20 protein-coding genes are annotated in these 21842 nt (G+C 45.1%); 11 read left to right on the top strand and 9 right to left on the bottom strand.

Annotation, left to right across the window (positions count from 1 at the left end; genetic code table 11):
* Positions 1-93 precede the first annotated feature (93 nt).
* From LMH68_RS19870 to LMH68_RS19855, 4 genes are all read right to left on the bottom strand, one after another.
* Positions 94-1701, bottom strand: a complete 1608-nt coding sequence (locus tag LMH68_RS19870) for a BCCT family transporter (protein ID WP_017066850.1) — start codon at positions 1699-1701, stop codon at positions 94-96.
* A gap of 230 nt (positions 1702-1931) precedes the next feature.
* Entirely contained in the window at positions 1932-2927 is a 996-nt protein-coding gene (locus LMH68_RS19865; protein WP_017060833.1) for a membrane dipeptidase, read from the bottom strand.
* Between the two features lie 206 nt (positions 2928-3133).
* Complete coding sequence (locus LMH68_RS19860) at positions 3134-4594, bottom strand: aldehyde dehydrogenase family protein (RefSeq protein WP_017064725.1); 1461 nt, start codon at positions 4592-4594, stop codon at positions 3134-3136.
* A 187-nt stretch (positions 4595-4781) separates the two neighbouring features.
* Complete coding sequence (locus LMH68_RS19855) at positions 4782-5180, bottom strand: RidA family protein (RefSeq protein ID WP_017060835.1); 399 nt, start codon at positions 5178-5180, stop codon at positions 4782-4784.
* A 157-nt stretch (positions 5181-5337) separates the two neighbouring features.
* On the opposite strand from LMH68_RS19855, the gene LMH68_RS19850 reads away from it, so the two are divergent.
* The 10 genes from LMH68_RS19850 to LMH68_RS19805 all read left to right on the top strand — a co-directional run bounded on the left by LMH68_RS19850 (position 5338) and on the right by LMH68_RS19805 (position 13840).
* On the top strand, positions 5338-6222 hold the full coding sequence (locus LMH68_RS19850) for a LysR family transcriptional regulator (protein ID WP_017060836.1): 885 nt from the start codon (positions 5338-5340) through the stop codon (positions 6220-6222).
* Between the two features lie 717 nt (positions 6223-6939).
* Positions 6940-7341: a hypothetical protein gene (locus LMH68_RS19845; protein ID WP_017060837.1), complete on the top strand. Its 402-nt coding sequence runs from the start codon at positions 6940-6942 to the stop codon at positions 7339-7341.
* A 1-nt stretch (position 7342) separates the two neighbouring features.
* Positions 7343-8113, top strand: a complete 771-nt coding sequence (atpB, locus tag LMH68_RS19840; protein WP_017060838.1) for a F0F1 ATP synthase subunit A — start codon at positions 7343-7345, stop codon at positions 8111-8113.
* Positions 8114-8160: 47 nt separating this feature from the next.
* The gene (atpE, locus tag LMH68_RS19835; protein ID WP_004730405.1) at positions 8161-8397 is read left to right on the top strand and encodes a F0F1 ATP synthase subunit C; all 237 of its coding nucleotides are present in this window, start codon (positions 8161-8163) and stop codon (positions 8395-8397) included.
* Between the two features lie 54 nt (positions 8398-8451).
* Positions 8452-8922, top strand: coding sequence for a F0F1 ATP synthase subunit B (locus LMH68_RS19830; protein WP_017060839.1), 471 nt, complete (start codon positions 8452-8454; stop codon positions 8920-8922).
* 11 nt (positions 8923-8933) lie between these two features.
* On the top strand, positions 8934-9485 hold the full coding sequence (locus LMH68_RS19825) for a F0F1 ATP synthase subunit delta (protein WP_017060840.1): 552 nt from the start codon (positions 8934-8936) through the stop codon (positions 9483-9485).
* A 9-nt stretch (positions 9486-9494) separates the two neighbouring features.
* Positions 9495-11036 carry a F0F1 ATP synthase subunit alpha gene (gene atpA / locus LMH68_RS19820; RefSeq protein ID WP_229648136.1) on the top strand — a complete coding sequence of 514 codons (1542 nt, stop codon included), beginning with the start codon at positions 9495-9497 and terminating at the stop codon, positions 11034-11036.
* A 46-nt stretch (positions 11037-11082) separates the two neighbouring features.
* Entirely contained in the window at positions 11083-11952 is an 870-nt protein-coding gene (atpG, locus tag LMH68_RS19815) for a F0F1 ATP synthase subunit gamma (protein ID WP_229648137.1), read from the top strand.
* Positions 11953-11996: 44 nt separating this feature from the next.
* Entirely contained in the window at positions 11997-13382 is a 1386-nt protein-coding gene (gene atpD / locus LMH68_RS19810) for a F0F1 ATP synthase subunit beta (protein ID WP_229648138.1), read from the top strand.
* 14 nt (positions 13383-13396) lie between these two features.
* A complete protein-coding gene (locus LMH68_RS19805; RefSeq protein ID WP_004730391.1) occupies positions 13397-13840 on the top strand; it encodes a F0F1 ATP synthase subunit epsilon in 444 nt (147 codons plus the stop codon).
* A gap of 184 nt (positions 13841-14024) precedes the next feature.
* On the opposite strand, the gene LMH68_RS19800 is transcribed toward LMH68_RS19805, so the two are convergent.
* From LMH68_RS19800 to LMH68_RS19780, 5 genes are all read right to left on the bottom strand, one after another.
* Positions 14025-14573 (bottom strand): RNA-binding S4 domain-containing protein, encoded by a 549-nt coding sequence (locus LMH68_RS19800; RefSeq protein WP_102315037.1) that lies wholly within the window; start codon positions 14571-14573, stop codon positions 14025-14027.
* Between the two features lie 116 nt (positions 14574-14689).
* On the bottom strand, positions 14690-16312 hold the full coding sequence (gene yejF / locus LMH68_RS19795; RefSeq protein WP_229648139.1) for a microcin C ABC transporter ATP-binding protein YejF: 1623 nt from the start codon (positions 16310-16312) through the stop codon (positions 14690-14692).
* Between the two features lie 9 nt (positions 16313-16321).
* Complete coding sequence (locus LMH68_RS19790; protein ID WP_017060847.1) at positions 16322-17344, bottom strand: ABC transporter permease; 1023 nt, start codon at positions 17342-17344, stop codon at positions 16322-16324.
* Positions 17345-17375: 31 nt separating this feature from the next.
* Complete coding sequence (locus LMH68_RS19785) at positions 17376-18464, bottom strand: microcin C ABC transporter permease YejB (RefSeq protein ID WP_004730359.1); 1089 nt, start codon at positions 18462-18464, stop codon at positions 17376-17378.
* A 12-nt stretch (positions 18465-18476) separates the two neighbouring features.
* Entirely contained in the window at positions 18477-20372 is a 1896-nt protein-coding gene (locus LMH68_RS19780) for an extracellular solute-binding protein (protein WP_017068488.1), read from the bottom strand.
* 336 nt (positions 20373-20708) lie between these two features.
* Between LMH68_RS19780 and LMH68_RS19775 the strand changes: the two genes are divergently transcribed.
* Positions 20709-21752, top strand: coding sequence for an endonuclease/exonuclease/phosphatase family protein (locus LMH68_RS19775; protein ID WP_102320980.1), 1044 nt, complete (start codon positions 20709-20711; stop codon positions 21750-21752).
* Positions 21753-21842 lie beyond the last annotated feature (90 nt).

Raw genomic sequence — 21842 nt, 5'->3', positions numbered from 1 at the left:
ATCAGCCTTCTTTCAAAGGCTCACACCTTGTTTATCTTCAGTTTTTAGAGAGCTTTATCTCTACATTTTCTTCTTTATACCGGCATTGATGTTTTATAAGCCTTGATCTTTCGCCATCTTGATTGCGATTTGAGGCGCATTCCAAAGTGATGGCAGCAAGATTAAGGACACCGGTACCGCTGTGATAACTATGAATGATTGCAGCGCTGAAATACCGCCGGAACCTAGGGAAATCAGAATCAATGCTGTTACCCCCATCATCACACCCCAGAAAGTACGAATAATTGCGTTAGGCTCTGTCTCACCGCTGACTACCACACTGATGGTGTAAGTCATTGAGTCACCTGTCGTTACGATGAAGATCGTCGTCAAGATCAAGAACAGAATAGAGATAAGCATTGGCATTGGTAGTTGCTGAGTTACTGCCAGTAGCGCGCCAGGTAAATTAAAGCCTTCGAACGCTTTACTTACGCTGCCTGGGTCTGCAATTTCAAACGCAAGGCCAGAACCGCCAACAATGGTGAACCAGAAACATGTTACGAACGGTGCAATAAGACTGATGGTTGATACCAATTGGCGAATACTACGACCGCGTGAAATACGTGCGATGAAGATTGCCATCATTGGGCCGTAACCTAAGAACCAACCCCAGAAGAATACTGTCCACCAGCTCAACCAACCTTCGTCACCACGGTATGTTGCCATTGGGATGAAGTTGTCTATCATGCTGCCTACACCTTGGATGTAGCCATTGAAAATGAAGTTTGTTGGGCCGAAGATCAGAATATAGACCATCAATGACATTGCTAAAATTACGTTGTAACGGCTTAGCATTTGCATTCCGCGGTTAAGACCACTTAATGCCGACAATGTGTATAGAACGATAGCGAACAGGATGATGATAAGCTGCGTCGTGAAGCCATCAGGAATATCAAACAGTGCGTTCAGTGCGTAGCTCACTTGCAAGCCTAAGAAGCCGATAGGACCAATGGTGCCCGCCGCTACTGCGACAATACAACATGCATCAATTAAAGCGCCGGTGTGACCTTTCAATGCTCGCTCGCCTAAAACTGGGTAAAGCAAAATACGAGGTTTAAGCGGTAAGCCTTTGTCGTAGTGAAGGTGCATCACCACAATAGACGTTAAGCTACCGACAATGGCCCATGCTAGAAAACCCCAGTGCATGAAGGATTGCGATAAAGCATTCACCGCGCCTTGCTGTGCGTTTTCTTGTGCGCCGTACAATGGTGGTGGGCTAACGTAGTGAGCGATAGGCTCTGCTGCTGCCCAAAATACACCGCCACCTGCCAGTAGCGTACAGAAGATGATCGCCATCCAACGGAAGCCGTCCATTTCAGGTTTAGCGATGCCGCCTAGGATAACCTTGCCTGTTCGCCCTGCCGCCAGGCCAAGACCAATAAGAAAAGTCAGAAGAAGAAGCATTTGCCAGTAAGGACCGAATACTTTTACAGACCATGCAAAGCCCGTATTTACTAGGCTTGATAACAGCTCGCCATCAAATAGAGCAAGTGCCACGAACAGAGCGATAAAACCGCCGCTGTACCAAAGTGCTGGGTTGGATAGGCCTAATTTGTCTGACGTAGACTCAGACTCGTTTGTGTTGCTTTTTGCATTAATTGTTGTGTGTGCTTGACCCGCATTTAAGCTTGAAGATTTCACGCTATTGGTTAAATCAGACATACTCTGACTCCAGAGGTTTCTTTGCAGCTGTCATTTGAATGATGACTACAAGGGTGTATTTAACACCTGCCCTATTGTTTTTTGTGTTGGGCAGGCTAATCCATGTTTGGGTTACCGCGTTGCGAAATAGACCGTTGTTCCTTTTGAATAGTGAAATTGGTTTAAGCAGCACTTGCTTATTGAACGTTTGTTAGAAGGCTGCTAATTCGATGATGGCTCGCGAGAAACCGTTAACCCTTGGTTTGAGGCTCTAGGCCATCTTTCAAGAAGTTAAACCAGTTTTCTCCCAAGACTTGCCCAGCTTCAGACTCGCTGAAACCATGACGCATCAATCCGTTATATATGTTTTCCATACCCGCACTACCACAGAACCAAGGCAACGCATCTGGCCAACCTGAGTTGTTCGCAGAGCCTTCGCCGTAGTCCATTGCTTTAGACCAACGACCATTTCTCATCCATTCAAGAACGGCTTGAGGTTGGTTTAAGCATAGGTCACTGCCAATACCGAGGTGCTCTACGCCGACCATGTCAGCCGTAGTCGCAACCATCTGGCAGAAATCTTCCAAGGTACATTGGCTGCCGTTTGGTAGGTGGAATGGGTACAAGCTGAATCCGATTAAGCCGCCGCGTGCGGTTAGAGCTTTAATTACATCGTTTGATTTATTTCGTAGTGCATCATGAGCAAACGTCGGGTTCGCATGGCTGATACAAATAGGACGAGAAGACAAGTCGATAGCTTCAAGTGTTGAGCGCTCTGCACTGTGAGACATATCTATGATCATGCCCACTCGGTTCATCTCTTCGATGGCTTGTTTACCAAAGCGAGTAATACCTGTGTCGTTCTTCTCGTAGCAACCCGTCGCCAATAAGCTCTGGTTGTTGTACGTCAGTTGCATGATCAAAAGACCTTGCTTACGCATCACTTCGATAAGACCGATCTCATCGTCGATTGGAGAACAGTTTTGAGCACCAAGGAAAATGCCGACTTTGCCAGTCGCTTTTGCAGTCTCGACATCAGCCATTGAGTGAATCGGCATGATAAGGTCTGCGTTCTGCTCGAATCTTAAATTCCATTCTGCAAAGCGAGATAAGGTTTCACGAGCCGTCTCGTGGTAAACCGCGGTAGCGTGAACTGCTGTAATGCCGCTCGCCTTTAGTGTTTGGAAATATTCTCTGTTCCAATTGCAGTATTGCAATCCATCTATAACAATCCGTTGCTGGTACATAACCACTCCTATTGAAAGCTCAGTGTTCTAGCTCGGTTTTGAAAACACGCTCAAATAACATGTTTTCAAAAATGGGTTAAATCACTTGTCTAAGTTCGTTTGCTGCTTTGGTTTGAATGTTGGCCTGACTCTGTGAATCAGGCCAATTCGATAGCTGGATAGCTAGGAAGTTAATTCAGCTATCCAATTCTTATTTAGAAAGTGGATTAGTAAGGACGTTGGTAAGCCGTCTTAACCACTGTGTAGAACTCTTTCGCGTATTGACCTTGCTCACGAGGACCGAAGCTAGACTCTTTACGACCACCAAACGGTACGTGGTAATCCGTGCCTGCTGTTGGTAGGTTGACCATCACACAACCGGTCTGCGCTTGTTGCTTGAACATTGCGCTCGTACGTAAGCTCTGAGTAATGATGCCGCCTGTTAGACCGAAGCGAGTGTCGTTGGTTGTCGCAATCGCTTCTTCTAGGTCAGCGACACGAATCACACTTGCCATTGGTGCGAACACTTCTTCTTGGTTCACTTCCCAATCGTTCTTAGTGTTCAAGAACAGCGTTGGAGACATGTAGAAACCTTCGTGCTTCATACTCAAGCGTTCGCCACCAAATGCCAGCTCACCGCCGCTTTGACGTGCTTTCTCAACCCAACCTAGGTTTGCTTCAAGTTGGTTGCCATCAACGACAGGGCCCATGAACACACCCTCTTCCAGTGCGTGACCCACTTTCAGCTCGCTCATACGTTTAATCAGTGCTTCAACGTATTGGTCGTGAATGCTATCCATAACCACAAGGCGAGAAGACGCGGTACATTTTTGGCCTGCGCCAGAGAAAGAACCTGCAATCGTTGCATCAACCGCAGTTTGGATATCAGCATCGTCAGCAATAACAAGTGCGTTCTTACTGCCCATTTCTAGTTGGCATCGAACGAAGTTTGGCGCTGTAGCCGCTGCCACTTTACGACCCGTATCAACAGAACCGGTAAAGCTCACACCGTTCACTTCTTTAGAGTTGATCAGTGCATCACCTACTGTTGAACCGCTACCCAGTACAAGGTTAAACGTACCTGCAGGGATACCTTGGCGGTGGATGATCTCTGTAAGCGCGACCGCACTTGCTGGTGTTAGGTTTGCTGGTTTCCAAATAACGCTGTTACCGAAAGCCAATGCTGGAGCAATTTTCCAAGCTGCTGTTGCTGTCGGGAAGTTCCAAGGAGAGATAATGCCGATAACGCCCACCGCTTCGCGAGTCACTTCAACAGAAACACCCGGGCGTACAGAATCTGCGTTGTCACCAATTTGGCGAAGCACTTCAGCCGCAAAGTATTGGAAGAACTGACCTGCACGGTAAACCTCACCGCGACCTTCAGCAAAAGGCTTACCTTCTTCACGAGATAGCAAAGTGCCCAGCTCATCACAACGGGCAATCAGCTCATCACCAATCGCTTGAAGCACCGCTTGCTTGCGTTCAATCGGCGTTTTTTCCCACTCTGGTTGAGCGTGTTTCGCCGCTGAAATCGCTTGTTGAACTTGTTCAGCACTTGCTTGTGCAAAGTTGCCAATATTTTCAGAAATATCTGATGGGTTAATGTTCGCTACGGTGCTTACACCCGCTTGCCATTCGCCGCCAATGTAAAGTGCGTTTTCTGCTTGAACATTCTGTAAGTGAGTCATCATTCTGTCCTTGTAACGTTAGGTTGCGGTTGAGTCTGGCAACCATCGGATTAATTAATAAATTGTTAATTCATATAGAGAATAAGTATTAATTTTGTATCTAGACGTAAAACTATTCGCTTGTATTAGTAAAGATCTGCGTAGACAAACAGCTTTGATTGGCAAATTGCCTCAGTTCACAGTCCATTTATTCAGGTTGAGACGCCGATGCATAAACCACGAACTCAACCAACATCTCTTCTCTAGCTAGCCCTGCAACAACGACTGCTGCACGATTTGGATAAGGTGCGTTGAAGTATTCTCCGTATACGCTGTTTACCGTTTTCAGATATTCACGGTCAGTCACGTAAATCAGAACCTGCAGCACAGAATCCATCGATTCGCCTGCACACTCCAAGGTATGAACAAGGTTGTTAAAAGTCTGACGCGTTTGCGCTTCAATACCGCCTTCTACTACTGCGCCCGTTTCATCGATTGGAATCTGCGCAGTGTATAGAGTGCCGTTATTAACGATTGCCCACTCTAGTGGTGCTTTTGAAGCAAAAAGAGAGGTTTTTACTGGGTGTTTTTTAGTTTGTGCGTTCACGATTTCATCCAACTTTGTAACAACTATGTTTCAAGATGGTTAAATACTGCACCTTGACGCCTGATAAATCTAACGGTAAATTTTGTGCATTTGATAAATAAAATCTATCACCTTGCGAAAAGTAAGGTATAGCAAGGGCTAGAGAAGGATCGGAGTCATGAGTATTAAGCTACAACAGTTAAAACATTTCGTTTTGGTGGTCGAAGAAGGTGGATTTAGAGCGGCATCTCACCGTGCAAATCGATCGCAAGCGGCACTTTCGACTTCGATAAAAGAGTTGGAAAAAATACTCGGCCAACCTCTGTTTGAAACAGGCAACAAATCGACACTGACGCCTTTTGGAGAAATATGTTTGCCCAAGATCATTCAATTTCTGAACGTTTACAAAGCATTAGACAATGACTTACGCGCAGCGGCAGCAGGACAACAAGGAAGAGTTCGAATAGCGAGCGTGCCTTCGGTGGCCGCAAAACTCATCCCTAGTGTTTTAGGGGCATTTTGTGAGCAGTACCCGAATGTAGAAGTGAGTTTGATTGATGATAATGCGGCAGGGGTAGAAGCAAGATTACTCTCTGGCGAGGTGGATGTTGCCCTCGGTAATAGCTCCCATTTAGAAGAAGAGAGCATCGACTTCACGCCTTTGCTTTCTGATCCTATCGGTGTGGTGTGCCTCAAAGATAACCCTATCGCCTCTCAACGGGAAGGAATCGAATGGCAAACCTTGTTAAAGCAGCCCTTCATTCGTAACGGGACTTGCACCCTACTGGACCCAACACCTGCGCGCATGCTCAGCGAACAAGCCCTGTACTCTGTCGAGAACATTACCTCGCTTTTTTCGGTGTTAGAACTCGGGATAGGCGTGACCACGCTACCTAAGTTGGCTTTCCCAACCAATGAAACCCGTTTGGTGTGGATCCCGCTAATTGACCCACCCTTGCAACGACAAATCGGCATTTTCAGACTGTCTGATCGTACGATCTCGCCACAAGCACAGGCTTTCCATGACTTATGTATTCAATACCTCAGTTATGAAGAGTCATAAGAGAGCCTAGATTAAGTAAATTAGGCAGCGCTCTGCTGCCATTTACTTCCTCAAAACTCGGTGTTTCTTCTCCGCACCATGCTTCTCGCACACCCAGTCCCCCATTTCACTCCTATATCATCAACATTTAGGCGCTGAATTTTCACTCTCGCGCACGCAAATAGTGACAAGCTGACGACAATATAAAAAATATTCGCTTATTGATAAGGAGCGACGTACGTTTAATTTACCAGAAAAACCAGATCTTCCATCATTGCCTCAAACAAGCTTAACCCCTACCAAAATCACACTTCACAACTCAGCTTGTAAATGAACCTAAGTGTTTGAATAGTCTTAATTGATAAGATCATAAGTTGAAAATTTAGCTCGCTACTCCCTTCTAAAAAGACCCTCTTTTTCACAAGGATAAAGCATCTTAAATATTCATGAATAAAGTGATAGAACTATTACTTTCATAAATGAAAAACATTCATTTCAAAAATGGAATTATTGATATCAATATTTGTCGTTTTGATCACATAATTTTAGGCGTAGTTTATATTTTGTCGAAACGAGAGCGAACTAGTTTATATCGTTCTATTTCGTCAGGAGATATAAAACCAGCAAGATTATCTCTTTGTTAACAAGCAAAGTTTTATTAACAAGTAAATGCGAGTAGCAAGACATATTCAAACTGTGTTTTATATGAGCTTACACTGTTAAATATAAGGTTTTATTATGAGGCTTAATGGGATAAGTGGTGACATTCTTGTTGCTGCTAAAAGAGTTGTTCTCTGCCAAGTAGTATTAGCCGTCGGTGTAGTTTTATATGAAGTGTTTTTTGGTAATAAAGTAGATATGGAATCGTCGGCTTTGGGTATCGGAATTGCGATGCTACCTCCGCTGTTTGGTTTTATATATGCAAGCCTAAAGGTGCGCAAGAATCCTAATTATAGTTTACGTGACTTAATGCAAATGAGTCGTGTCGTGAAAATAACTTATACGTTCTTAATGTTTATCTTGGCGTTCCAGTTTTTCAAATTGGATAACCCAGTAATATTGTACGCATATATTCTCACTATGGTTGGGTACTTCTTAACACCATTTATTACTGCCTCTACAAGATCGGAGTACGTGTAGTATGGATCAAGTAACTACCGCTCACGAATACATAGAGCATCACTTAACCTTCTTAACTACAGGTGATGGTTTCTGGGCGTTCAACATCGACTCGATGTTGGTATCTTGGATTACGGGTTTACTGTTTATTGGAGCTTTTCGATACGTAGTGACTAAGGGCACCAGCGGTGTTCCAGGTCGATTTCAATGTTTTATCGAACTGATATTTGATTTTGTAAACAACCTAGTAAAAGAGATTTTTCAAGCGGAGGATAAATTAATAGGGCCACTGGCATTAACCACTTTTGTTTGGGTGTTGTTAATGAACGCGGTCGATTTATTACCAATAGATTTCATACCAGCATTAAGTCGTGCAATGGGTCTAGAACACTTTAGAGATCTACCAACGGCGGACGTAAATATTCCAATGTCGATGGCACTCGGTGTATTTATCTTACTGTTGACTTATACATTTAAAAATAAAGGATTGAAAGGCTTTATCAAAGAGCTTACTACGCAGCCATTTGATAACCCTCTTTTATACCCTGTTAACTTAGTTCTTGAATTAATAACATTAATTTCAAAACCTATATCACTAGGCTTACGATTATTTGGAAACATGTATGCAGGTGAGATGATATTTATTCTGATCGCATTAATGCCATGGTGGATGCAATGGGCACTGAGTGTTCCTTGGGCACTATTCCACATATTAATCGTATTCTTGCAAGCATTTATATTTATGGTACTGACCGTTGTTTATTTAGGTATGGCAACAGAAGAACACCACTAATTAATAACTAAAAAATTTAACTAACAAATTATTTATCGGAGATACAAATGGATATCGTAAGCGCAGTTTTATATGTAGCAGGTGCATTACTGATCGGTTTAGGTGCAGCAGGTGCTGCATCTGGTATTGGTAACTTAGCAGGTAAATACCTTGAAGGTGTTGCGCGTCAACCAGACCTTACTCCAATGCTTCGTACTCAATTCTTCATCATGATGGGTCTTGTGGATGCAGTACCGATGATCGGTGTTGGTATCGGTCTATACATCATCTTCGCCGTGGCTTAATCAAACCGCTTTGAAAGATCGATTTGTAAATAATCAAGATTTAGTGAGGAAGGTATGAACTTAAATGCAAGCATGTTTGGACAAGCAATCTCATTCGTGATTTTTGTTTGGCTCTGCATGAAATATGTATGGCCCCCTCTCACCGCGATGTTAGACGAGCGCCAAAAAGAAATCGCTGATGGTTTACGCCACTCAGAGAACGCTGCGAAAGAGCTAGAACTAGCAAAATCAAATGGCGCGCAACTCATCGAAGATGCCAGAAAAGATGTGACTGAACTGGTTGAACAGGGCCGAAAACGCCGCAATGAAATCATCAGCTTAGCGCAACAAGAAGCCGAGCAAGAAAAGGCACGCATCTTAGAACAAGGTAGAGCTGAGCTAGAAGGCGAACGCCAAAAGATACGCCGTGAACTTCAGGCAGATATGGCAGACGCAGTAATTCAAAGTGCACAGAAACTGATTAGCAAAAACCTAGATTCCGCAACGAACCGAGCGCTAGTTGACCAAATGATTAGCGAACTCTAAGGAGAGGCAATATGTCAGATTACACCAATATTGCTCATCCCTACGCCAAAGCATCGTTTGAATTTGCTTTAGGTGAAAACCAGTTACAAGAGTGGCACTCAATGCTGTCCATTCTTGTGGCTGTCGCGGAAGAAGAAACGATCGCTAGTCAGATTTCTTCAGCAGAAGGTGCTTCTACACACCAAACAGAAGAGCTGGCAAACCTCATCATTCATATTTGCCAAGGACTCGTTGATGACCACGTCATTAATCTTATTCGAGTCTTGGCCGAGAACGGCCGCCTTTCTGTTGTAAGAGACCTGTTTGAATTGTACTGCGAGCTAAAGGACGAACATGAACGTGTAGTGCCTGTCACTGTCACCAGTTCAGAAATGCTGACACAAGATCAAGTTACGTCACTAACAGCTGCACTTGAGAAGAAATTAGAGCGTCAGGTTGAAATGAAGCAGGTTATTGATGACACGTTAGTAGGTGGAATGGTCATCAAGGCGGGTGAAACCGTTATCGATGGTTCTTTAAACACATCAATTGACCGATTGGCTCATCAACTTCACGCGAGATAGGTAACAATTATGCAATTAAATTCAAATGAAATCAGCGATCTAATCAAAGAACGCATCTCGAAATTTAATGTGAGCACCGAGGCTCGCAATGAAGGCACTATCGTATCGGTTCGTGATGGCATCATCACAATCAATGGCCTTGCTGATGTTATGCAAGGCGAGATGATTGAGCTACCAGGTGGCAAATACGCACTCGCACTTAACCTCGATACGCACTCAGTAGGTGCGGTGGTTATGGGCCCCTACACTGACCTATCTGAAGGTATGAAAGTGAAAGGTACAGGTCGTATCTTGGAAGTCCCCGTCGGTAACGGTCTTCTTGGCCGTGTTGTGAACACATTAGGCGAGCCAATCGATGGCAAAGGCCCAGTAAGTTATGACCGACTCGACCCTGTAGAAGTGATTGCACCCGGTGTAATCGAACGTAAGTCTGTTGATCAGCCAATTCAAACTGGCTATAAAGCGGTTGATACCATGGTGCCAATCGGTCGTGGTCAACGTGAACTTATCATCGGTGACCGTCAGACGGGTAAAACAGCGTTAGCTATCGATGCGATCATCAATCAGAAAGATTCTGGCATCAAATGTGTGTATGTGGCGATTGGCCAAAAAGCCTCCACTATCGCTAACGTGGTTCGTAAACTCGAAGACCACGATGCGCTAAAAAACACCATCGTAGTCGTGGCATCAGCATCAGAGTCTGCAGCACTTCAATACCTAGCACCTTATGCCGGTTGCACTATGGGTGAGTACTTCCGTGACCGCGGTGAAGATGCATTGATCATCTATGATGACCTATCAAAACAAGCCGTTGCTTACCGTCAAATCTCGTTGCTATTGAAACGCCCACCGGGTCGTGAAGCCTTCCCTGGCGACGTATTCTACCTTCACTCACGCCTTCTAGAACGTGCAGCACGAGTGAATGCAGAGTATGTAGAGAAGTTCACTAACGGTGAAGTGAAAGGTCAAACTGGCTCATTAACGGCGCTTCCGATCATTGAAACTCAAGCGGGTGACGTATCAGCGTTTGTACCAACCAACGTAATCTCAATCACCGATGGTCAGGTTTTCCTTCAAACCCAATTGTTTAACTCAGGCTTACGTCCTGCAGTAGACCCAGGTATCTCGGTATCTCGTGTGGGTGGTGCGGCGCAATGCAAGATCATCAAGAAACTGTCTGGTGGTATCCGTACTTCATTAGCTCAATATCGCGAGCTGGCGGCCTTTGCTCAGTTCTCTTCTGACTTAGATGAGATGACGCGCAAACAGCTAGACCATGGTGAGCGTGTTACCGAATTAATGAAGCAAAAACAATACTCTCCAATGTCAGTCGCTGAGCAAGCAACGGTTATCTACGCAGCAGAGAAAGGCTACTTGGTCGGTGTTGAGCTAAACAACATTGCCCGTTTTGAAGAAGAGCTGATTGCTTATGCCAAAGGTCAGAACCCTGCGTTGTTCGAAAAAATCAACGCGACAGGCGATTACAATGACGAAATCGACGGTGCTCTTAAAGAGATCCTAGAAGGTTTTGTTGGGATGAAAGCTTGGTAAGTGCTCCGGTTTGTTAGCTGGAAATCAAAACAAATAGGAGCAGATTATGGCAAGTACTAAAGAAATTCGCACCAAGATAGCCAGTGTTAGTAACACTCAGAAAATCACTAGCGCAATGGAAATGGTTGCAGCAAGTAAGATGCGCAAGGTTCAAGACAACATGACGCTAACTCGCCCCTACGCCGAGAACATGCGAAAAGTTATCTCTCATGTTGCATCGGGTTCCCTGGAGTACCAGCACCCTTACCTGCAACAGCGTGAACCTAAGCGTGTCGCTTACATCATTATCTCGTCCGATCGCGGCTTGTGTGGTGGCTTGAACTCAAACTTGTTCAAGAAAGTGTTAGAAGAAATGGAGCAATGCCGCACCAAGGGAGTCGAGGTAGAAACAACCTTAGTGGGATCTAAGGCTATCTCGTTCTTCCAACGCGGCGGCAACGTTATTGCACAAACGTCAGGTCTTGGCGATACACCTAAGTTAGAAGACATCTTAGGTACGGTGAATGCGATGCTCGGGCATTACGACGAAGGTAAAATCGATAGCTTGTATCTCATTTACAACCAGTTCGTCAACACCATGGTTCAAGCGCCAACGACCTTGCAGTTGCTCCCCCACCCTTCGGATTCTGAGGAAGGTGGTGAGCCTAAAAAAGCGCGTCGTTGGGACTACATCTATGAGCAAGCACCCAAAGACATACTCTCAGAACTGTTACATCGATACATCGAATCGCAAGTGTATCAAGGCATTGTTGAGAGCATTGCCTGTGAGCAAGCAGCCCGAATGGTCGCTATGAAAGCGGCGACTGATAACGCAGGCCAACTCATTGATGACTTGCAGTTGGTCTACAACAAGGCGCGTCAGGCTGCCATTACCCAAGAGCTGAGTGAAATAGTCTCAGGTGCCCAAGCTGTCTAGGGCTAGAAAAGACTGGGTCAAGAACAGAATTTGAGGATTTAAGAATGAGTGTTGGAAAAATAGTTAAAGTAATCGGCGCGGTGGTTGACGTCGAGTTCAGCGGCGGCAACAGCCCACGCGTTTATGATGCATTGAAAGTAACTAGCGACGAAGCAAGCTCGTTAGTATTGGAAGTACAACAACAACTGGGTAGCAATATCGTTCGTTGTATTGCAATGGGTACGTCAGATGGCTTACGTCGTGGCCTAACGGTTGAAAACACAGGCTCTCCAATCACGGTTCCTGTCGGCGAAGAAACGCTAGGCCGTATCATGAACGTGCTTGGTCAACCTATCGATGAGTGTGGTGAAATCGGTCAGAAAGAAAACTACGAGATTCACCGTGAAGCCCCTTCTTATGAAGAACAAGCAAACAGCACTGAGCTTCTAGAAACAGGCGTTAAGGTTATCGACCTTATCTGTCCATTCGCTAAGGGTGGTAAAATTGGTCTGTTCGGTGGTGCTGGTGTAGGTAAAACCGTCAACATGATGGAGCTTATCAACAACATCGCAAAAGCCCACTCAGGTCTCTCTGTATTTACTGGTGTTGGTGAGCGTACTCGTGAAGGTAACGACTTCTACTACGAGATGAAAGAAGCGGGTGTACTAGACAAAGTAGCCATGGTTTACGGCCAAATGAACGAGCCACCGGGAAACCGTCTACGTGTTGCACTTACAGGCCTGACTATGGCTGAGCGCTTCCGTGATGAAGGTCGTGACGTACTGTTGTTCATTGATAACATCTACCGTTACACGCTTGCGGGGACTGAGGTGTCAGCACTGTTAGGTCGTATGCCTTCAGCAGTAGGTTACCAACCAACACTGGCTGAAGAGATGGGCGTACTTCAAGAGCGTATCACGTCAACAAAACAAGGCTCTATCACGTCTATCCAAGCAGTATACGTACCTGCGGATGACTTGACCGATCCATCACCAGCAACAACCTTTGCTCACTTAGATGCGACCGTTGTACTGTCTCGTAATATCGCGGCATTGGGCCTCTACCCTGCAATCGACCCATTGGATTCAACATCTCGCCAATTGGACCCGCTTGTGGTTGGTCAAGAGCACTACGACATTGCACAAAAAGTCCAAACAACGCTGCAACGTTACAAAGAGCTAAAAGACATCATCGCGATTCTTGGTATGGATGAGCTGTCTACTGAAGACAAACAGACCGTATCTCGCGCTCGTAAGATTGAACGTTTCTTAACTCAGCCTTACCACGTAGCCGAAGTGTTTACAGGTCAGAAAGGTGTATTCGTACCGCTAAGCGAAACACTAAGAGGCTTTAAAGGCCTGTTAGGCGGCGAATATGACGATATCCCAGAGCAAGCATTCTTGTACTGTGGTTCTATCGACGAAGTGCTTAACAAAGCAAAATCACTCTAAGAGGCAGGTGCACCATGGCTATCGGAATTACAGATAATACATTTCAACTTAATATTGTAAGTGCGGAAGGTACGCTGTTTTCAGGTCCAGCGTATGCCCTAGCCGTTTCTGGCGCTGATGGTGAGCTGGGGATCCGCCCGGGTCACTCCCCGCTTCTCAGTAAAATAAAGCCAGGCGTGACTGTGTTTGTCACAGATCCTAAGTCAGAGGGACAAGTGCTCTATGTTTCTGGCGGGATGCTAGAAGTTCAGCCGGATGTGGTAACGGTGTTAGCCGATACTGCCTTGCACGGCCAAGATATTGACCGCGCTCGCGCAGAAGAAGCGAAATATGCAGCTCTAGAGAATATCAATAAGGGCAATGTAGACATCAACTTTGCACAAGCTCAGCTAGAACTCGCAAAAGCCGTTGCTCAGCTTCGCGCATCAGAACTAACATCTTCTCGCACTCGTCACTGAAAATAAGCGTTGTTGGCCGTTAGCTGTGCTAGCAAACAAATACAAAAAAGGCTCACTAACTAGTGAGCCTTTTGATATCTGCGTAACGTAAAACCTAGGTCTAACGTTGGTTGATGTTCAAACGAATAGTTTTAAAAGATTCGTTTTAGAAAAGCAGTTTAGAGCAGTCGTTTAGAACTGTAGTTTAGAAGAATTCAATCGAGTTACGGCCGCTTTTGTCGTCACGTTGTGGCTTAGGCGTATCCGCTTTCTTTTTCGGTTTGTTTTCTTTCTTCTTCTCTTTTTTCTCTTTCTTCGGTTCAGCCGTTGCGCTTAGCATTTCTGCTTTGCTTTTCTTAGATTCTTTCTTCTTAGAATCCTTTTTAGACTGACCTTTCTTCGCCTTGTTATCTTTTTTAGGCGCTTCTTTCTTTTTCGGCTTGTCTGATTCTTCTTGTACTGGCTGATCACACACCACTACATAGTACTCTTGGTTGAATTCAAAGAAGTCGCCATCGTACATTTTACGACGTTTACGAGTTTCTAATTCACCATTTACCGCTACGTAGCCTTCAGAGATGATGTGTTTAGCTTCACCGCCGCCACTCACTAGGTTAGCAATTTTAAACACTTTGTAGAGTTCGATTGGCTGAGACGATACATCAATACCAATTGCTTCAATCTCAATCTCTTCGCCTTCTTCGCCAAGCTCTTGGCCTTCGTAGTCAGCGTCTTCGTAATGTTCTTGGTCCATGGTGACCTCTACCTAAATATGTACTTCTGAAATATTGGGCGCAGTGTAATCTTAAAACAACCAAATGACCATGTTGAATTCACCGAGCACTCTTTTGTTCTCGTTACGCACCCACTTTATACCACACCACCAACATTCGAAAGGCTGACAAGCTGCTTGGTATATTCATGCTGGGGATTGCCGAATAAAGTTTCCGTATCCCCTTTCTCAATCACCTCGCCTGCTTTCATGACAATGGTGTAATGACACAGGGATTTCACAACATTCAGATCATGGCTGATAAATAGATAAGTTAGGCCATACTTTTCTTGTAATGACTTAAGTAAGTCTAGAACTTGCGCTTGGACGGTTCTGTCGAGTGATGATGTCGGTTCATCTAGCAAGATAAACTCTGGCTTAAGGATCAGAGCACGAGCAATCGCAATACGTTGCCTTTGACCGCCCGAAAACTCATTCGGGTAACGGTGACGAGTTTCAGGGTCTAGGTCGACCTCTTTCATTACATCGCAGATGCGTTGGTCGAGTTCAGTGTCGTCCAATTGTTGATGCACTAACAAACCCTCGCCAATCACCTGAGCAACCGACATTCTCGGGTTTAGCGCAGAAAACGGGTCTTGAAAGACTACTTGCATACGGCTTCTAAACGGAAGCATCTGTTTTCGATCTAAACCTTGAAGCTGTTCACTCGAGTAGGTGATTGACCCTTCACTATCTACCAGCTTAAGTATCGCCATACCGGTCGTCGATTTACCAGAACCACTTTCGCCAACCAAACCGATTGAGTGCCCTTTCTTCAAAGTGAACTCCATGTCGGTCACAGCTTTAACATGAGAAATGGTGCGCTTGAATAAACCGCCCGTGATCGGGAACCAAACACGAAGTTGATTTACATCGAGTAGCGGTTTGCTTTCGGGTGACACAGGAACGGGCAAACCTTTCGGATCAGAGTTAATAAGTTTTTGAGTGTAAGGGTGAGCAGGCGCGTTAAACAGGGTATGACAGTCGTTACTTTCGACCAAGCGACCATCTTTCATTACTGCTACTCTGTCGGCAATCTTACGAACGATACTCAAGTCATGAGTAATGAAAAGCATTGCCATACCCAGCTCTTGTTGCAGGTCTTTCAACAAATCCAAAATCTGTGCTTGTACCGAAACATCCAAAGCTGTTGTGGGTTCATCAGCAATAAGCAGCTCTGGCTCGTTAATTAGAGCCATTGCAATCATTACACGCTGACGCTCTCCACCAGACAACTCATGTGGGTAAGCTGAAATCTTTTGCTCTGGGTAGCGAATGCCCACCTTGGATAACCATTCTATCGCCAAGGCTTGCGCTTTATTGGTTCGCATACCTCGGTGAATAGAAAGAGTTTCAACCAGCTGCTTACCGACTCGATGAAGCGGATTAAGCGAAACCATAGGCTCTTGGAAGATCATACCAATGCGGCCACCACGAATCCCTCTCAATTGTCTTTCAGAACAACTCAGAATATCGGTGCCAGAGAAATTGATCTTACCGTTTAAGTAATGAGACGAGCCTTTTGGTAACAGCTTTAAAATCGAGTTAGCCGTGACCGATTTTCCGGAACCACTCTCACCCACCAGCGCTAATGTCTCACCTTTGTATATTTCTAAAGAGACATCTTGTGTCACTTGCTCTATCGAGTTTTTTCGCCCGAAACCGACAGACAGTTTATCTATGGTCAAAACCGGAGAAGCAGGCGTTGTATTTGAAGTCATAACCTATCCTTACTTCTGTTGATGCGGGTCGAAAGCATCACGCACCGCTTCACCAACGAAGACCAGTAACGTAAGCATCAGTGAAAGCACGACGAAGGCAGAAATGCCAAGCCAAGGCGCTTGTAAGTTAGCTTTACCTTGCGCCAACAACTCGCCTAACGAAGGCGAACCCGCAGGAAGACCAAAGCCCAAGAAGTCTAACGAAGTCAGTGTGGTCACCGAGCCTGAAAGAATAAACGGCATCATGGTTAACGATGCAACCATCGCGTTAGGTAACATGTGACGAAGCATAATACGTTTGTCATCAACACCCATGGCTTGCGCGGCTCGCACATAATCGAAGTTTCGGCAGCGTAAAAATTCCGCTCGCACGATGCCGACTAAACTCATCCAGCTGAACAGCACCATAATCCCCAGCAACCACCAGAAATTCGGCTCGATAAAACTCGACAAAATAATCAGCAAGAACAGGGTCGGCATACCAGACCAGACTTCAATGAAGCGTTGTCCGAATAGATCAACCCAGCCACCGTAGTAGCCTTGTGTTGCGCCAACCACGACACCAATCACGCTCGATACAATGGTCAGAATAAAACCAAATAGAACGGAAATACGGAAGCCATAAATGATACGAGCTAATACATCTCGCCCCTTATCATCAGTCCCTAACCAGTTCACCGAATCGGGCTCCGATGGCACCGCACCTGAAATATCGAAGTTTATTGTGTCGTAGCTAAACGGAATGATTGGCCACACGATGTAACCGTTGTCTTCAATGAGCTCGATAACATACGGGTCTTTGTAGTCGGCCTCGGTTTCAAACTCACCACCAAACTCCGTCTCGGCATATTCATTGATAACAGGCACAAACCACTGATTATCATAAGAAACCAAGAGTGGTTTATCATTGGCAATGATCTCAGCGAACAGGCTCAAGCCAAACAAGATGGTAAATATCCAAAGGGAGATAAAACCACGCTTGTTTGCTTTAAAACGTAACCAACGAGCTTCAGCTAAAGGGTTGTTAAACATTTATTATCAATACCTTGTTATTCGTTCGCCATTAACGCGCTTCAAAATCAATTCGAGGATCAACCCAGGTATACGTCAGGTCGGAGATAATGCTCAGCACCAAGCCAAGCAAGGTCATGATATAGAGAGAGCTGAACACCACGGGATAGTCACGTTGAATGGTTGATTCAAAGCCAAGCAGACCAATTCCTTCGAGTGAAAACATCACTTCAATCAACATAGAACCCGTGAAGAAAATACTAATAAATGCGCTTGGGAAACCCGCAATAATGATCAGCATGGCGTTACGGAAAACGTGCTTATAAAGAATACTGCTCTCGTCCAAGCCTTTCGCTCTCGCAGTCACTACATATTGCTTATTGATTTCATCAAGGAAGGAGTTTTTGGTCAGCATGCTGAGCGTGGCGAATCCACCGATAACCATGGCGAAAATGGGCAACGCCAAGTGCCAGAAGTAGTCGCCAATTTGCTGATACCAGTTGAGCTGGTCGAAGTTACTCGACACAAGCCCTCGCAATGGGAACCAACTGAAGTAGTTACCGCTTGCAAACAAGATAATCAGAATAATCGCAAACAAGAAGCCCGGCACCGCGTAGCCGACAATCACCACCGCGCTCGACCAAATATCAAAGCGAGAGCCGTGATGTATCGCCTTCATAATGCCTAAGGGTATCGAAATCACATAGATGATTAACGTACTCCACAACCCTAAGGAAATGGAGACAGGTAAACGCTCGATGATTAAATCAATCACGTTACCACCCTTAAACAGGCTTTCACCAAAGTTAAAGGTCGCGTAGTTTTTCAACATATCGAAGTAGCGAACGTGAATCGGTTTATCAAACCCAAACTGCTTTTTGATCTCTTCAACCACTTCAGGATCAAGCCCGCGTGAGCCTTTATAGCCACTGGCAGACGCTTGATCACTTTCACTTAAATCAACTTCTTGTCCACCACCAGAAAAACGCTCCATAATGCCAGAGTTATGCCCTTCTAATTGAGCAACAGCTTGCTCTACCGGGCCTCCAGGCGCTATCTGGATGATGAAAAAGTTGATGGTGATGATCGCCCACAGCGTGGGGATCACCAACAATAAACGTCGAAATATATACGCGGCCATGCTAACTAACTCCTAGCGACGTTTTTCAGGAAGCAAAGCCGCCTTCTCTTCTGAAATCCACCATGTATCGATACCTAAATCGTATTTAGGCAATACATCTGGACGCTCAAACTTGTCCCACATTGCTACGCGATACTCGCCAACGTGCCATTGCGGGATGTTGTAGAAATTCCACTGCAATACTCGGTCTAGTGAACGACCTAGTGTAAGAAGCTTTTCAGGGTGCTGTTGGTTACGCGCAATTTCTTCTGTTAACGCGTCAACCACTGGATCGATAACACCTGCAGTATTGTAAGTAGAATCAATGTAGTTAGAGTTCCAAACGATCATTAAGTTCGGGCTAGGATAAGGGTTTGCGGAAAATGACGACGAAACCATGTCGAAATCACGATCACGCAAGCGCTTGATGTATTGAGTGGTATCGATGGTACGGATCTTCATCTCAATACCCATGCGCTTAAGGTTCTTTTGAACCGGCGTTGCGATACGTTCCGTGGTTGGGCTGTAAATCAACAACTCAAATGACATCGGCTTGCCAGTCTTTTCGTTGGTCATGACTTTGTCTTTCAGCACCCAACCCGCTTCTTTCAACAATTTGAAAGCGGTACGCATTTGGCTACGAATACGACCGCTACCATCGGTGACGGGTGGTTGGAATTCTTCGGTGAAAACTCGCGGTGGAATCTGATCTTTGTATTGAGACAACAACTCGACTTCAGCTTCGCTTGGTAAGCCTTTCGCTTCGTAGTCGGTATTTTGGAAGTAGCTACGAGTACGCTTGTACTGACCATAGAACATGTTCTTGTTCATCCACTCAAAGTCCATCGCATAGGTTAACGCTTCACGCACTTTAGGATCCGAGAACACAGGTGATTGAATGTTGAAGACGAAACCTTGAGTCGTTTCAGGCTTCTCGTGGTTGATCTCTTCTTTAATGATGTAGCCTTTATCGAAGTTCGCGCCCGTATAAGAGTTAGCCCAGAACTTAGCCGAATTCTCGGTTCGAAGATCAAACTCCCCGGCTTTAAAGGCTTCCAGCATTACGGTGTCGTCACGGTAGTAATCGTATTGCACTTGCTTAAAGTTATTACGGCCAACGTTAACAGGCAGATCCGCAGCCCAGTAATTTTCATCTAAACCGTAGGTCACACTTTGACCCGATTTATAACTGATGATCTTATAAGGGCCACTGCCCACAGGCGGTTCACTTAGCGGCTCAGACAGTTTTCTGTCTTTCCAGAAATGTTTCGGCAATACACGAGTGCTTTGCGCGAAGCTAAACAGTTTTTCGCGGTTTGGACTGTTCATTTCAATACGAACAACCAAATCAGAGACCGCTTTTACTGACTTAATCTCTTTGTAATACACACGATACTGAGGCACGCCCTCGGTTGAGAACTTGTCAAAAGTAAAGGCAACATCATGCGCAGTGATAGGCTCGCCATCTTGGAATTTAGCATTTGGGTTGATGTCGATTTCCATCCAAGTGAAATCACTGGAGTAGCGAACCTTTGAAGCGATCAATGGATAGTACGCATCAATCTCATCACTCGGAGAAAACATCAAGGTATCGTAAATCTCTCCGGTATAACTTGCAGCAACGCCGCGGGAACCGAATCGATTAAAGCTATCGTACGTACCTATGCTGCCATAGGTCACTTTGCCCTGCTTTGGCGCATCAGGATTAACGTAATCGAAGTGAGTGAAATCGGCTGGATATTTTGCTTCACCAAAACCAACCAGTTGTGTGGTTTCAATAACGGTGACAGCAGGAGTTGATTGGGTTTCAGAAGCGTAAGTAACGGAGGGTTGTAAAGCAATAAGCGGCAACATGATTGCACATGACTTCAAATTAAACCTGAAAAACTGAGTGCGTTGCGAGGCTTTGCGTCGAAAAACTGTTCCCATTTGACTCTCCCTTCAAATGTCATGAATTCTATATTCAAGTTGATTTATCGGCTTTGAATGCATGCCGTTAAATCAAGTATAGGTTCAAATCTAACATCATGTAATAACTAATAAAACCATCAGCACTCTATCTCTGACGGTTTATTTACAAATTACTCGTCACCACTCGAAGTTATTGGATGCAGTGAGCTTTGATTGCTTAGCCTGAATGACACAAGCCTCCACAGCTTAGATTTCCTTTGATTCGCTTCTAATTGAAGTTTAGGTTCTAAATAATCAACAAACTATACTTTTACTGGAGTATCCTTGCAGCCTAGGTCTAAATGGAATGACACTTTGAACAAACCAAACCAAATAACATTCGCAACGTTCAACCTTCTGAACTATCTCGAGCCACCGAATGCTTATTATGATTTTGAGAACATCTACAGCTTCGAAGAATGGCAGAAGAAGCAACATTGGATGGCTGAAGCGATTCGTTCATTAGATTGCGATGTGATTGGCTTCCAAGAGATATTTAGCCCGCAGTCTTTAGAGCAATTGATGAACGACCTAGGTTATCCATACTTTGCAGTGGTCGATAGCGCACACGTTGAAGATGATTACCTATACACCTCACCTGTCGTTGGTATTGCTTCCCGTTACCCGATTGAAAACGTTCAGCCTGTTACGCCAGATTCGACGTTACTGACAGCATTCAACCTTGGCGACAAATTCTCATTCAACAGAACACCTGTTCACGCGACGATTACGTTACCCCATTTAGGTTCAACCGACTGTTATGTGGTGCACTTCAAATCACAACGTCCGACAGAACCAAAAGCAGAATCTGTCGATACGAACAACGCTCAGCAAGGTGCAAAACCACAAAGTGACACGCTCACTCGTTTTCACCAAGAACGGCTTGGCTCTTGGCTATCCAGTGCCCAACGCGGCCTAGAAGCTCAGATGCTGCATCAATACATCACCAACCAACGCTACCAAACCGATCAACCTGTTGTGTTGATGGGTGATTTTAATAAGCCTCTATTTAATGATGAGTTTAAAGGGCTGTTGAGTTACTCAATCAACCGAGACGAAAACAGCAAGCATTGGCTATCCCACTTTCGATTAAAAGACAGCTGGGATCTTTACCATCAGCTACATGAAGAAGATTTGCTTGAACAGCGTAAGCCAACCCATTACTACGGCGCATCTGGGTCTGTACTGGACTACATTTTGATGTCGAACGAGTTTGATTGTCAGAACTCGTCTAGTTTGATGGAGATCTCTAGCTACACAGTGTTAGACCATCACCTCACCAATCCAAGCTTTGAACACGACCAATTCAGTACGGACCATGCCATCGTGTCTGTTACCGCTCATATTCGTGAAGCCTAGAGTTAAACATAAAAAAGCCGCAGTCAAAAACTGCGGCCTTCCACTTTAGCCAAACGGGTTGAGCTAACCGACGCCCCATTTAGAAACCGA

Source organism: Vibrio sp. F13 (genome assembly GCF_020806305.2).
Classification (GTDB): domain Bacteria; phylum Pseudomonadota; class Gammaproteobacteria; order Enterobacterales; family Vibrionaceae; genus Vibrio; species Vibrio crassostreae_C.
This window is presented reverse-complemented; position numbering and strand designations above follow the sequence as displayed.

Coding starts and splice junctions, on each gene's coding strand:
- LMH68_RS19870 (WP_017066850.1), bottom strand. CDS start 1,701: ATGTCTGATTTAACCAATAGCGTGAAATCTTCAAGCTTAAATGCGGGT.
- LMH68_RS19865 (WP_017060833.1), bottom strand. CDS start 2,927: ATGTACCAGCAACGGATTGTTATAGATGGATTGCAATACTGCAATTGG.
- LMH68_RS19860 (WP_017064725.1), bottom strand. CDS start 4,594: ATGACTCACTTACAGAATGTTCAAGCAGAAAACGCACTTTACATTGGC.
- LMH68_RS19850 (WP_017060836.1), top strand. CDS start 5,338: ATGAGTATTAAGCTACAACAGTTAAAACATTTCGTTTTGGTGGTCGAA.
- LMH68_RS19845 (WP_017060837.1), top strand. CDS start 6,940: ATGAGGCTTAATGGGATAAGTGGTGACATTCTTGTTGCTGCTAAAAGA.
- atpB (WP_017060838.1), top strand. CDS start 7,343: ATGGATCAAGTAACTACCGCTCACGAATACATAGAGCATCACTTAACC.
- atpE (WP_004730405.1), top strand. CDS start 8,161: ATGGATATCGTAAGCGCAGTTTTATATGTAGCAGGTGCATTACTGATC.
- LMH68_RS19830 (WP_017060839.1), top strand. CDS start 8,452: ATGAACTTAAATGCAAGCATGTTTGGACAAGCAATCTCATTCGTGATT.
- LMH68_RS19825 (WP_017060840.1), top strand. CDS start 8,934: ATGTCAGATTACACCAATATTGCTCATCCCTACGCCAAAGCATCGTTT.
- atpA (WP_229648136.1), top strand. CDS start 9,495: ATGCAATTAAATTCAAATGAAATCAGCGATCTAATCAAAGAACGCATC.
- atpG (WP_229648137.1), top strand. CDS start 11,083: ATGGCAAGTACTAAAGAAATTCGCACCAAGATAGCCAGTGTTAGTAAC.
- atpD (WP_229648138.1), top strand. CDS start 11,997: ATGAGTGTTGGAAAAATAGTTAAAGTAATCGGCGCGGTGGTTGACGTC.
- LMH68_RS19805 (WP_004730391.1), top strand. CDS start 13,397: ATGGCTATCGGAATTACAGATAATACATTTCAACTTAATATTGTAAGT.
- LMH68_RS19800 (WP_102315037.1), bottom strand. CDS start 14,573: ATGGACCAAGAACATTACGAAGACGCTGACTACGAAGGCCAAGAGCTT.
- yejF (WP_229648139.1), bottom strand. CDS start 16,312: ATGACTTCAAATACAACGCCTGCTTCTCCGGTTTTGACCATAGATAAA.
- LMH68_RS19790 (WP_017060847.1), bottom strand. CDS start 17,344: ATGTTTAACAACCCTTTAGCTGAAGCTCGTTGGTTACGTTTTAAAGCA.
- LMH68_RS19785 (WP_004730359.1), bottom strand. CDS start 18,464: ATGGCCGCGTATATATTTCGACGTTTATTGTTGGTGATCCCCACGCTG.
- LMH68_RS19780 (WP_017068488.1), bottom strand. CDS start 20,372: ATGGGAACAGTTTTTCGACGCAAAGCCTCGCAACGCACTCAGTTTTTC.